Source organism: Bifidobacterium [indicum] DSM 20214 = LMG 11587 (genome assembly GCF_000706765.1).
In the GTDB taxonomy this organism is placed as follows: domain Bacteria; phylum Actinomycetota; class Actinomycetes; order Actinomycetales; family Bifidobacteriaceae; genus Bombiscardovia; species Bombiscardovia coryneformis.
In genome coordinates this window covers 1,721,864-1,734,546 of the sequence record NZ_CP006018.1, presented here as the reverse complement: position 1 = coordinate 1,734,546, position 12,683 = coordinate 1,721,864, and the positions used below count along the sequence as shown (strand labels likewise).

The 12,683-nt window shown below is 56.2% G+C and carries 12 protein-coding genes; 9 read left to right on the top strand and 3 right to left on the bottom strand.

Translation table 11 applies throughout. The features are described from left to right. The first annotated feature begins 440 nt into the window (after positions 1-440). From rpmH to BINDI_RS07385, 8 genes are all read left to right on the top strand, one after another. Positions 441-575, top strand: a complete 135-nt coding sequence (gene rpmH / locus BINDI_RS07005; protein ID WP_033491033.1) for a 50S ribosomal protein L34 — start codon at positions 441-443, stop codon at positions 573-575. Positions 576-599: 24 nt separating this feature from the next. Then, positions 600-1,064 carry a ribonuclease P protein component gene (rnpA, locus tag BINDI_RS07000; RefSeq protein WP_081830847.1) on the top strand — a complete coding sequence of 155 codons (465 nt, stop codon included), beginning with the start codon at positions 600-602 and terminating at the stop codon, positions 1,062-1,064. Beyond that, positions 1,061-1,372 carry a membrane protein insertion efficiency factor YidD gene (gene yidD / locus BINDI_RS06995; protein WP_052108982.1) on the top strand — a complete coding sequence of 104 codons (312 nt, stop codon included), beginning with the start codon at positions 1,061-1,063 and terminating at the stop codon, positions 1,370-1,372. Before rnpA ends, yidD begins: the two co-directional genes overlap by 4 nt. A 2-nt stretch (positions 1,373-1,374) precedes the next feature. Continuing rightward, positions 1,375-2,397 carry a membrane protein insertase YidC gene (gene yidC / locus BINDI_RS06990; RefSeq protein WP_033491034.1) on the top strand — a complete coding sequence of 341 codons (1,023 nt, stop codon included), beginning with the start codon at positions 1,375-1,377 and terminating at the stop codon, positions 2,395-2,397. Positions 2,398-2,542: 145 nt separating this feature from the next. After that, the gene (locus BINDI_RS06985) at positions 2,543-3,127 is read left to right on the top strand and encodes a Jag family protein (RefSeq protein WP_033491035.1); all 585 of its coding nucleotides are present in this window, start codon (positions 2,543-2,545) and stop codon (positions 3,125-3,127) included. A 121-nt stretch (positions 3,128-3,248) separates the two neighbouring features. Beyond that, entirely contained in the window at positions 3,249-4,091 is an 843-nt protein-coding gene (locus tag BINDI_RS06980) for a 16S rRNA (guanine(527)-N(7))-methyltransferase RsmG (RefSeq protein WP_237742944.1), read from the top strand. Positions 4,092-5,761: 1,670 nt separating this feature from the next. Next, positions 5,762-6,709 (top strand): ParA family protein, encoded by a 948-nt coding sequence (locus BINDI_RS06975; protein WP_033491234.1) that lies wholly within the window; start codon positions 5,762-5,764, stop codon positions 6,707-6,709. 356 nt (positions 6,710-7,065) lie between these two features. After that, positions 7,066-8,427, top strand: coding sequence for a ParB/RepB/Spo0J family partition protein (locus tag BINDI_RS07385; RefSeq protein ID WP_241449163.1), 1,362 nt, complete (start codon positions 7,066-7,068; stop codon positions 8,425-8,427). 301 nt (positions 8,428-8,728) lie between these two features. Here BINDI_RS07385 and trxB read toward each other — a convergent pair whose 3' ends face one another. Continuing rightward, entirely contained in the window at positions 8,729-9,670 is a 942-nt protein-coding gene (gene trxB / locus BINDI_RS06960; RefSeq protein ID WP_033491039.1) for a thioredoxin-disulfide reductase, read from the bottom strand. A 111-nt stretch (positions 9,671-9,781) separates the two neighbouring features. Here trxB and BINDI_RS06955 point away from each other — a divergent pair, with 111 nt between their 5' ends. Then, complete coding sequence (locus BINDI_RS06955) at positions 9,782-10,108, top strand: hypothetical protein (RefSeq protein ID WP_033491040.1); 327 nt, start codon at positions 9,782-9,784, stop codon at positions 10,106-10,108. A 3-nt stretch (positions 10,109-10,111) separates the two neighbouring features. On the opposite strand, the gene BINDI_RS06950 is transcribed toward BINDI_RS06955, so the two are convergent. Beyond that, a complete protein-coding gene (locus BINDI_RS06950; protein ID WP_081830846.1) occupies positions 10,112-11,278 on the bottom strand; it encodes a D-alanine--D-alanine ligase family protein in 1,167 nt (388 codons plus the stop codon). A 1-nt stretch (position 11,279) separates the two neighbouring features. Further along, positions 11,280-12,575 (bottom strand): aminotransferase-like domain-containing protein, encoded by a 1,296-nt coding sequence (locus tag BINDI_RS06945; RefSeq protein ID WP_033491042.1) that lies wholly within the window; start codon positions 12,573-12,575, stop codon positions 11,280-11,282. Between the last annotated feature and the right edge of the window lie 108 nt (positions 12,576-12,683).

Sequence of the window (12,683 nt, the reverse complement as noted above, 5' to 3'; positions counted from 1 at the left end):
CTCCAACTCCTCTCATACGTCCAGGCCGTTCCCGATGCATCGCGTGTGCTCAGTGGCGTCCTTACGGATAGACAGTAGACCATTGTTACACCCTTGTAAGGAGGTTATCCACAGGCTCGCGTGTTGTTCCATGGTCGAATGTGAATAACAGTGATGTAATTTGTGGATAAGTCCGATGCTTGATTCCCCTCTGTTTACGGGGATTTCACCAGCCTGGAGGGCACGAATCCAAAAGCTGATGGCCGGGAAAAGTCGTCTCAGGTTTTCTTCCATTTCGACCTTCGCCTGAATGTGACTCAAGAGGTTCCTCGAGGAAGGGGCAAATGTGTCGAACTCGGGACCATTTTGTTTTGACTCGGTCCCGCCTGATGTGTACCGTAGTATAGCTTGACTCATGACGAGCCGTACTCGAGTATGACTACAACCAGGAGCGATTAATCATGAAGAGGACATTCCAGCCCAACAACCGCCGTCGCCACATGAAGCACGGATTCCGCGCCCGCATGCGTACCCGCTCGGGCCGCGCCCTGATCAACCGTCGTCGGGCCAAGGGTCGCAAGTCCCTCTCTGCCTGAGTCGGACTCGACCTCCCGCAGACGGTGGAACGGCTGAAAAGCCACCGCGATTTCACCACGGTGCTCAGACGGCGTAGGCGAGTCAGCAGTCATGATCTGGTCATCCATTATCTGATACCTGATTCTGTGGCGGTTACCTCACCTCCTGCTCGGGGCGATCAAGCAGCCTGTGACGAGCTGGTTCAAGACCGTCGTCGCATGGGTCTTGCCGTATCCAAGAGCGTGGGCAATGCCGTAACCAGAAACAAGGTAAAGCGGCGGTTCCGCCAACTGGCCCGCGCCAAGGAGGGTCTCCTCCCATCTTGCTGTGACCTGGTCATCCGGGCAAAGCCCGGTGCGGCCGATGTGCCTTTCCAGGACTTGGATCAGCAGATGGACCGTCTTTTCCGTGATCTGACCTTGAGGGTTGGTGGAGGTCGGTCGGTTCCCGGGGGTGCGGGAAGAGCTGACCACTTGACGAATGAAACCGGAGAGGCAGGTGTGGCGTGACGCTGTCTCCGACCGGTGTGCTTGAGGGTGCCATCCGCTGGTACCAGAGACACCTGTCACCGCTGTCACCGCCACGTTGCCTGTACTACCCGACCTGTTCCCAGTACGCCCTGACCGCAGTCGGGCGTTTCGGCGCCCTGAGGGGGTCCCTCCTGGCCCTTCTGCGTCTTTTGCGGTGTACCCCCTTCAACAGCGGGGGCATCGATGATGTGCCACAACGGTATTCACCCTTCTATCGATTCTCATGGTCCAAGGCCCATGAAGAACCAAGACTGACGCCTATGGTCTCGGACAAGGAGACGGCCTGACAATGTTCCAGAACACGCAAACCTTTACTTTCGATACGGGCATATACGGCTTCTTCTATAAGATTCTGTACCCCATTGAGTGGCTGATGACCTACATCATGTACTTCTGCCACAAGTTCCTGACCCTTATCGGTCTGCCCGACGGGCCGGGGCTGGCCTGGGCCCTGTCTGTGGTTCTCCTGGTGATCGTGGTCAATATCTGCGTCCTGCCGCTCTTCATCAAGCAGCTCAGATCCATGCAGCGTATGCAGGCCATCCAGCCCAAATTGATGAAGATCCAGAACAAGTACAAGAACAAGAATGATCCGGCCAGCCGTGAAGCCATGAGTCGCGAGACCATGAAGCTGTACCAGGACCACCACGTCAATCCTGCAGGATCCTGCCTTCCCATGCTGGTCCAGGGCCCGGTCTTCATGACCATGTTCTATGTGCTCTCTGCGGTCCCCTTCATTGCCCGGGGGGTACGCAAGCCACTGGGCGCCTTCAACGTCGATGTGGCCAAGGAGTTCGAGGACACCACCTTCTTCGGCCTGAAGATATCCGACAACTTCACGTCGGCCCAGGGAGCCGGCCGCATCGTCATCGTCGTTTTCATCATTCTGATGTGTCTGGCCATGTTCTACTCGCAGTTCCACAACGTCCGTAAGAACATGCCGCGCTCTGCCATGCAGGGCCAGCAGTACAAGATGCAGCAGATGATGGCCTTTATCTTCCCGGTCATGTACATCTTCTCCGGCATCTATTTCCCCTTCGCCGTGCTGATCTACTGGTTGACCAATAACCTCTGGAATCTGGGACGGACCCTCTTCCAGGTGCGGCACATGCCCACTCCCGGGTCTCCTGCAGCTGAGGAGAAGGAGGAGCGCGATCACCGTCGGGAGAACGCCCGCCGTAGTCATCAGGGCCTGCCATCTCTGGAAGAGGAAGAGCTGATTGAGGCCAAGAAGGCCGAGGAGGAAGCCCGCAAGAACAAGGGTGTATCCCACCAGCGCACTCAGCCCCGCCGCAAGCGTAAAGGTCATTGATTCGAAGTGGTGAATCACCAGATGAATGGTGGTTTGCAATCGTCCCGACCGTGTATCCTCGGTATTGGACACTCGTTCTATGGCGATTGAAGAAGTGGCCCGACCAGTCATCGGACGAATGTAAACGCGTGTAAGGAGATTATGAATGTCTCAGGAGCAGGAAAAGACGATCGACCAGCTCAATGAGGAAGCGGATATTGCCGCCGACTATTTGGAAGGTCTCTTGGATATCGCCGATTACGAAGGTGATATCGAGATGGGAGTTCGGAACCATCGCCCGACTGTGCAGATTGTGGCTGATGATGACGAAGATATCAAGCATCTGATTGGGCATGATGGCGAGGTTGTGGATGCCCTCCAACAGCTGACGCGTCTTGCAGTGCAGCAGAAGACGGGGGAGCGGTCGCATCTGATCGTCGACGTGGATGGCTTCCTGCAGAAGAAGAGGTCGCTCCTGCGTGAGCGGGCCCTCGATGCCATCGATGAGGTCCGTGAAACCGGTGAGCAGGTTGATATGCCGCCGATGAACTCCTTTGAGCGCAAAATCGTTCACGACATGGTTCGTGAGGAGGGGCTCAAGTCCCGGTCTCATGGCGAGGAGCCACACCGTTACGTTTCCGTATACATCAAGGCTGCAGGTCATCAGGACGACGACAAGCCCGTCCCTGAGACATTCGATACCCCTGACCAGGTCGATGAGGTTGATGGGGATTTCGACTCCAAAGAGTAGGGCTTGCATGACCAGGGACGCTGGTGCGTGAGCGTCCCTGGTTCTCTCCTGCATTGATATTGGGATTGTTGTGAGATGCCGGCTTGTTGGAGCAGGTCTATGAGGTTGGGAAGAATACAGCATGATTAAGGATGCAGGGAATGGAGCCTCTGCGGGCATGGATCTGCCCCAGACCGATGTTCTGGAAGGGAATCAGGTCCTGGCTCAGGTGTTGGGTGATGCTCTGGCTCCTCTGAAGGTCTTCCATGAGAAGCTAGCCCGTGAGGGTGTAGAGCGCGGAATCATAGGTCCGCGCGATCAGGGAATCATCTGGGAACGTCATATCCTCAACTCTGCGGCCATTGTTCCCTTTGTTAAGGAGGCCTTGGCTGAAGGAATCGGACCAAGAATCGCGGATGTTGGTTCAGGTGGAGGATTCCCCGGGATTGTGCTCGCCGCCTGCATGCCCAGCTGCGATGTGACCCTCATTGAGCCCATGGAGCGTCGGGTTCTCTGGCTTGGTGAAGTCATTGACGAGATGAACCTGGAGAACGTGACTGTGATTCGGAAACGTGCCGAGGAGGTCATGCCTTCTTCCAAGAAGGTGGATAAGTCAGGTCGCCGGAAAGTGCGTCGTGTAGAGAATCATCCCCGTCATCAGAACTCGGGCATGGGCGGCTCTAATCGTCGGGGCTCCGAAAGAGGAGCGAATGAGTCCGAGATTGTCGGAGATTCTTCTCAAGCGCCATATGATATGGTGACCTGCCGCGCTGTTGCACCCATGACCAAACTGACTAGCTGGACCCTGCCCCTGCTTCATGCAGGCGGCCGGCTTATAGCACTGAAGGGTAGGTCGGCAGAGGCTGAAATAGACAAGGCCGCCAAAGAGATAAAGAAGAATCGTGGGATGAATCCCCGGGTCTGTGAAGCACCTGTTGGTCCGGGTCTTGAAGAAACCCATGTGGTTCTCGTCGATAAGGTGTGAGTGAGTAGAGTTCCTGGAAATTACAAGCGTGTAGTTTGTGGAGCCGGATCGCTTGGAGTTCCTTGCTGGTGAGCGCTTAGCCGTAGATCAGTTCTATAGATTAGTCTTGGCGTAACTGCTCTAATGGGACTGCTTCGATGTTTCACGTGAAACAATCCCGCTATAGACGTTCAATCTGCATTGCGCTGCTGCAGTAATTGTCTGCTCCCATTTTGGTTTACGATCGGTGGAGTGAGCGGTACATATCTAATAAGCACTGGAGGCAAGCCGCATCATATATGATTAGGACCTGCTGTTCTCCGAACAACAGTGTGGCTACAGAGCAGCTGAAGTGTGATTACTGCTCCCGACACTGTCCTCGTGATAAGACTTCAAGGAATAATGTGTACGAGATAGATGGCCAGAGCCCTACCTTCTGAAGAAACTGTCTTGCAGAGTCTTATGGACTACTAGACTGCTTGTAGACTGCATAACACTCGATTACTGATTAGCTTCCCCGGGCCATTTGTTTCACGTGAAACATGCAGTTCCTTGCTTGGGCTTTGGAGACCTCTGGTGTTTCTTCGAGAAACAGTGAACCGACCTCTTGGAGTGGTTGTTAAGGATGGCTGAGCTCTGATATTTGGCTTTCGGTGCACTGGCAGAGCGAAGATGAGCTTCTCGATTCAGTTTATAAACCCGTTAGATTCCGTTAGTGGGACTAGGGCAAATGAGGTCAGGCGCACTCTGTTGCATAAGACAAGTCTGCCTTCGGTGAACACCCTTTTACTAGGGAAGCGAGTTTCTCTATGGTCCAGCGCTCTTCGGTGAACTGGTAACCGTAATGCGGGGGCTGGAGCAGTTAGGCTGTCGATGTTTCACGTGAAACAGTCTCATTAGAGAGGTAGGAGATGGAGGATGTAACAGTTGCCCACTGTTCACTTAGAAGCAAGTCAATCAAGGTAGGAACGAACAGCAGACATAGTTGGATAGAAGATGTTCGTGATCTCACCCGCAATCTGAAACATGCTGAGGCGACATGGTAGCGGAGTTCCTATAAACGGACCTGTTTAAGGTGGTTTGTTTATGCACAACTAAAGTGGTAATTTTATTTGCCCGTGCTAAAGACTGAGGAGCGCTCGACTATTTGAAGTCTCAGCTGTCGAGTGAGCGAAGTTGCCAAAAACATGTTTCACGTGAAACGTACTCTTCAGAGATATGCAAGAAAATCAGTTTCAGGGTGCTGTACAAGATTTGCGGGCTGCAGAACCTCAGAGAGCTTAGAGTTAGAAGAAGACCGAATATTCTCACTGGCGCAGTGGGTGAAAAGTGGAGAGCAGAAACTCAAGAGCAGTTATGCACAATTTGGGGGACCTTTGAAACTTATCCACAACCGATGAAACGGATCTCAAGAAGAGTGATTTGCGGTCTAAAGAACCACCTTATTTCAACGGATTTGATTCGACAATCAGAAATAAGTGATACATCAAGAGGGCGGAAACCTGTCCACACTTATCCACAGTTATACACAACGACTGTGCACAACTGTGGACAATACACATGTCCATGAGGAACGGGAAAATTGTGTGAAGTATAAGGAGGAACGATTGGTGTCTGAATCGAAAAAGAGGGAACCGGGTTCTCAAGTAACCTCGGATACCGGGCAGCGGAGCGAACCCGGATCTGAGGGTATTGAAACCGCCTCCGATATTCTTACAAAGATCTTCTCCGACGGGTCGGGCTCCTCCGCGGGAGCCGAGATGGCCGATCTCAATGCCAGGTATCAGGCACTGCAGAAGGTCACCGTCCCGCAACCTCCTCAGACGCGGTTTATAGCTGTGGCCAATCAGAAGGGGGGAGTGGGGAAAACAACCACGACCGTCAATCTGGCTGCGGCCTTTGCCTCATTAGGGTCCCAGGTCCTGGTTATAGATATGGACCCTCAGGGGAACGCCTCCACGGCACTCGGGGTACCTCACGAAAGCGGCGTCCCCTCCACCTATGACGTGTTGGAGGGCCGATACGGCATCGAAGAGGTCAAGGTTGCATCACCCGGTTTCGAGACTCTTGAGGTTGTGCCTTCCTCCATTGACTTGAGCGGTGCCGAACTTGAGGTGGCGGAACTGCCCGAGCGCAATCACCTTCTTAAGAACGCATTGGCGAAGTTCCTCAAGGGGAGTAAGAAGCACTACGACTACATCTTTATTGACTGCCCTCCGAGCCTCGGACTTCTGGTTTTAAACGCGATGTGCTCGGTGAACGAGGTGCTGATTCCAGTACAGGCTGAGTACTACGCCTTGGAGGGGTTGCAGCAGCTCTTGCACACCATAGGGCTGGTTCAGCAGTCATACAATCCGTATCTGGTCATCTCGACCATGCTCCTTACCATGTATGACAAGCGGACCCTGCTCAGCAAGGAGGTCTTCGACGAGGTGCGTGAGCACTATCCCGAGATTGTGCTGAATACCACCATTCCCAGGTCAGTCAAGATTTCTGAGGCTCCGAGTTTCCAGCAGAGTGTCATCACATATGATCCGCGGGGAGCAGGAGCAATTTCATACGAAGAAGCTGCTTTGGAAATAGCGTCGAGATCAGAGCAGGTTTTGGAGCGCATCACCAAGAGGAAGCAAGGGGAGTGAAGAGCATGGCAAGCCGGTCACGTTTAGGTAAGGGCCTGGGGGCCTTATTCCCCGCACTTCCTGGTGAGGACTCTTCGGATCAGGCCACTGGTTCGGAGGATTCAGCAGCTCAGGAAGCCAGTCAGGCAAAATCGGCTCCTGCGCATTCCGGTGCCCGAAAGCGGGTTGGCGCCAAACCAACGACAGCGGATTCTGTTGCCTCGGCCTCTGCCGGAACCAAGGCTTCGAGTAGCGGGTCGTCAAGTACAAAGTCAAGCACCGCAAAGGCTTCGGCGGGATCAGGCGCGAAGAAATCAAGTCGCAAATCCCCTGCCTCTACGACCAAGACGGACGGCAAGTCCGGTAGTAAAGACAAAATTACTCGCACTTCCCAGGCACAGGGCAAAACAAGTGCAAAGAAGGCCAAGAGCAGCACCTCGGGGGCGGGGGACTCTGCTGGTGCAGAAGGCGCACAGACCAGGCAGGAGTCTCCAACTGGTACCGCAAAGCCGAAGAGTGTTTCACGTAGAACCTCTGCGTCCGGCAGACGGAAGAGCATCTCCAAGATGCCGGATTTGGACAGTCTGAAACATCCAAGCGATCTGTTCTTTGGCTCTACAGTGACCGGTGTTTCACGTGAAACATATCGGGAACTGTCGTCTGCATCCGAGGCAGGGGATGAAAGCCAGAAGAGCCTCGCGCACTCGGCAACCCGTCCTGCACGGGAAAAAGCTGTTGAGTCCGGCAAAGCTGTTCGGGATGCAGTATCCGACCATGATCTGAAGCCGGTCCAAGGCGGATATCTCATGGAGTTGAGGACTGACGAAATCGGCCCCAATGCCCAGCAGCCCAGGCATATCTTCGATGAAGACGAGTTGTTGGAGCTCTCTCGCTCCATACAAGAGGTCGGTGTCCTGCAGCCTATTGTTGTCAGGAAGATTGCCAAGGGTGGTAGTCAAGAACCCTATAAGGCCTCAGCTTCCGAAAAGTCGGTGGATCAGCCCGTCGAGAAGAAGACAGGGGCGCTTGCTGGCAAGACCGCCGGGTCGGAAAACCAGGATCCTGCCTATGAAATCATCATGGGAGAGCGGCGGTGGAGGGCCACCCAGCTGGCTGGTCTGGAAACCATCCCGGCTATTGTCAAAACCACCGCTGATGACGCTATGCTCAGGGATGCCTTGCTGGAGAACCTTCACCGGGTTGCCCTGAACCCGCTGGAAGAGGCGGCGGCCTATCAGCAGATGATTGATGAATTTGGTCTGACCCAGGAAGGGCTGTCAAAGTCGGTCTCCAAGTCGAGGCCGCAGATAACCAACACCCTGCGACTTCTGAAGTTACCGCCCAGCGTTCAAAAAAAGGTCAGCTCCGGAGTTCTTTCGGCCGGGCACGCTCGAGCCCTGCTGACGTTGCCCACTGAAGATGATATGAACGCGTTGGCCAATAAGATCATCGCGGAGGGTCTATCGGTGCGTTCCACCGAGGAGTTGGTGGCGCTGAAAACCGGCCAGGTCAAGCAGAAGGCCAGGAAGTCCCGGCCGGATATTTGGAGCGACAGCCCGGTTAGACAGAACCTGGAAAGCAGATTCGATACCAAGGTTGCCATCAAGGGAACGAAGAAGCATGGAAGGATCGAGATCGTCTTCTCTTCCCCTGAAGACATGGATCGCATCCTCACCATGCTGCTTGATGGTGGGCAGAACGGCACGGGCCCATCCGACAAGGCAGATGGCTGGGTCTGACGGGGCGAACGGAGATGCTGGATAGCCGGCTGGCTGCCGCACCCCTTAAGGCAGACAGAAGGTAGGGAATAAAGAATGAGCTGGGGCTCTGACCGGTTGGGTCAGCGCCCCAGCTTCGTATCAATGATGGCAAAGGTGCCTGCAACGAAGACATGAGGGTAACGGTAATTTACCCGTGCAGGCTGGTCGGCTCCACGGTCCTGACGCGAGGGCGTCGAAAAGGAGTGTGCTTGGTGTTTCCGATCTGCCGCAGAGGGCGAAAGTCAGAACATGTCCAAAAAGGCACCTGGGAGGGCCGCTATCAGCCTTCCAGGGTGTTGAGGTACTCCTGAGCGTCTAGAGCTGCACGGCAGCCCATGCCGGCGGCAGAGACGGCCTGACGGTATACCTTATCTGTCGCGTCGCCGGCAGCGAAGATGCCTGGGGTGGATGTTCGGGTGGAGGCCCCCTCGACCAGGATGTACCCGTCCTCGTCCAGATCGACCTGCCCCTTCAGGAAACCGGTCTGGGGAACAAAACCGATTGCCACGAAGACACCGTTGGCCGGGACTGTGGTCGTCCGTCCGGTGGTGGTGTCGCGGATGTCGATTGAGGTGACCCCGCTTTCATCTCCATTCACCTTGGTGACGACGGAATCAAGGACAAAGTCAATCTTCTTGTTCGCCTGGGCCCGATCAACCATGATCTTTGAGGCACGGAAGCCCTGACGACGGTGAATGAGCTGCACCGAAGAACCGAATCGGGTCAGGAAGTCCGCGTCACCCATGGCGGAATCGCCACCCCCGATGACCACGATGGGCTTGTCCTTGAAGAAGAACCCATCACAGGTGGCGCAGTAGGAGACGCCCCTCCCCGAGAACTCGCGTTCTCCGGGAACCTCCAATTTGCGATATTGGGAACCGGTGGTGACCACCACGGCTCTGGCGAAGTACTCCTCGCCGCCGTCCGTGGTGATGCGCTTGATATCGCCGGAGAAGTCAACGGAAGTGACATCGTCATACTCGATTTGGGCACCGAAGTGCTCGGCCTGATCGCGCATCTGATCCATCAGGTCCGGTCCCATGATTCCCTTGGGGAAGCCCGGGTAGTTCTCAACCTCGGTAGTGTTCATGAGCTGCCCGCCAGGTGTCAAGGCGCCTGCGATAACCAGGGGGGCATATCCGGCTCTACTCAGGTAAATTGCGGCTGTGTAGCCGGCGGGGCCGGATCCGATAACTATGGCATCATGAACGGTTCGGGTCATGATGCCACTCTATCTTTGAAGCCTGACCGGGTGGCAAGCGGAGGGCGTAACAGGTCCGTCTTCTCTGGCGGGGAGGGGCCGGTCGAGCCGGGAAGGGGATATGGTTGCTGTATGGAGAAAACAGTCATCGTGGCCATCATTACCAATCTTGGTACCTTGATTGTGCTCTTCTGGTTCCTGGGCAGGGTTCAAAAGCTCCTGCGTGAACACCCCTCGCAGGACCAGGGCGACGAAAGCAAGGTCGATGACGGCTGGCACAGCTGGCGCTTCTGGTTGCGGTCCGACGACAGTGAGACCGACCAATCGGCCCAACCCGTTGAGGGTGATGACCGGGCAGAGACCAGCTCTGAGCCAGGAAAATCGGGGGAGGATGGTCCTTCTCTGCGTCAGAAGGGCCTCGGGACATGTCAGGAAGGCCCCGAGGCTCGGCGAGGATAGGTCTCAGTCAGCGCGGTTCTGGTCAAGAACGGACTGCACCAGGGCTGTGTAAAGGTCCGGAAGCTCATAGCCGGCGGCCACGGCGGACTGGGGCAGAAGAGAAGTGTCGGTCATTCCGGGTGCGACATTGGCCTCAAGGAACTGGGGTCTTCCCATCTCATCAACGATGAAATCCGTGCGGGAGATGTCTCTCAGCCCGAGGACTCTATGGACAATCAGGGCGGCCTCCTTGACGGCGTGCATTGCTTTGGAATCCAACCGGGCGGGCACATAGAACTCTGTTGGCCCTGGGGTGGTTCTGGCCTCGTAATCATACGTGCCTGAAGGGGTCCAGACCTCCAGAGGAGGCAGAATCAGCGGGTGTCCGTTCAGCTCGAGGATGGACACCGACACCTCGGTTCCGGTGACGGCCTGTTCCACCAGGGCGACCTCTCCGTAGGCGAAGCAGTTGATCAGAGCCTGAGGGAGGTCCTTCCCCTCCTTGACGAGGGTGCATCCCATGGCGGACCCACCCTTGGTCGGCTTGATGAAAAGGGGAAGACCCAAGGATTTCAGCAGGAGGTCGATAACAGGCTTGACTCCCAATTCCCTGAACATGGATTCCGGCAGGGTGACCGAATGCGGGGTGTCCAATCCGGCCATCCGGACCAGGTTTTTGGCGATGGGCTTGCTCCAGGCTGTACGCGAGGCCTTGGCCCGGGACCCTATGTACGGCAACCCCACCATTTCGAGTATGTCGCGGATGGATCCGTCTTCACCGTTGGCTCCGTGCAGGAGGGGCCAGACCAGGTCGGGGCGTGTCTTCTCATCAGTCAGGAGACCAAGCAGATCACCGTCCATATCCTGAGCACTGACCGTCCATCCGGCCTCTTCCAGGAACCCCTGGACCCGATGGCCTGAGCTCAGGGAGAAGTCGCGCTCATGGCTGAGTCCACCACAGATGACAAGTATGGACTTGTCGTCGCGACGGGTTGCCTTCTGGACCAGAGACCCAACATCCTCCTTGGCGGCAGGGGCGATTCCGTTCACATGGAGGGAAGTATGCCCATGGCGGCCCAGTTTCCTGCCATGACGGGTCTCGCTGGCCCTTCCGGCTCCCTCTGCCGCGGCCTGGGACTGCTCTCTCCGGGCATCAACCTGCTCGGGTGTCTTGTTCTGCCTGGTCTCCATGTCAGCCCCTTTCCTTGCGGGTGCCTGTGCCGACCTCTGGTTCAAAAAGACGCACTGTGTCGAATTCGTTGTCGATGACCGTCGAAAGCCTACGAACGCCTTCCCGGATTCGCTCGGGGGTGGGATAGCAGAAGGAGAGCCGCATGTGGTCGGCTCCCTGCCCGTCATCGTAGAAGGCCGTGCCGGAAACATAGGCCACCTTGGCTGTGATGGCCCTGGGCAACATGTCCTTGGCGTTGAGTCCGTCGGGAATCTTCAGCCAGATGTAGAAGCCGCCCTTGGGCTTGAGCCAGGAGCAGTAGGGCAGATACTCCTTCAGGGCCTCATCCATGGCATCGCAACGCTCCTTGTACATCCCCCGGTAGTCGTTGATCTGTGATTTCCAGTCGAAGTTGTCGAGATAGGTGGTAATGGTCATCTGACTCATGTTCGATGGGCAAAGAATGGCGGATTCGTTGGCCAGAACCAGCTTCTGCCGAATTCCCGGAGGAGCCACCATCCAGGCCACACGCATGCCCGGGGCGATGATCTTGGAGAAGCTGCTCATGTAGACGATCCCCTCGGAGTCATAGGATCGCAAGGCCGGGTAGGTCTGGCCGTCGAAGGCCAACAGTCCGTAGGGGTTGTCCTCAACGATCAGCACGTGGTACTTCTTGGCGATTTCGATGACCTTCGGACGGCGCTCACGACTCATGGTGGCACCGGCCGGGTTGTGGAAGTTGGGAACCGTATAGAGCATCTTGACCTGTTTGCCGGCCTTGCGCTGCTCGATGATGGTCTGCTCCAGGACCTCCGGAATCAGACCGTCCCCATCCATGGCCACGTTGACCACGTCCACCTGGAAGGACTGGAAAACCCCCAGGGCACCCACGTAGTTCGGGGCCTCGGCCAGGATTACATCGCCCGGGTCGCACATGACGCGGGTAATCAGGTCGATGCCGGACTGGGACCCGTTGACGATGACCACATCATCAGGCTGAGCGTCCTTGATGCCCTCCAGCTCCATGATCTGCAGAACGTCTTCGCGCAGGTGGGGGTCACCCTGGGCTGACCCGTACTGCCAGGCCACCTGGCCCTGCTTGCGGAGCATGTCGGCCACCTGATCGGCCAGCTCATCGAAAGGCATCCGGCCCAGATAAGGCATCCCACCCGCCAGAGAGACCACTTCAGGGCGGTTTGCCACGGCGAAGAGGGCGCGAATCTCAGAGGCCCGCATCCCTTCGGCTCGCTTGGCATAGGAGCCGAACCAGGGATCGTTCCGGATGACCTTGGACGGGATATTGGGATTATCCGCCATGACTGCAGCCGCCTTCCTGGGTTTACCGCCGCGTCCGATCGGATGGCGCGACCGGCAAGGTTATATGTACCGAAACTGTATTACCAATCGAGGTAACGGGCCAGGAAA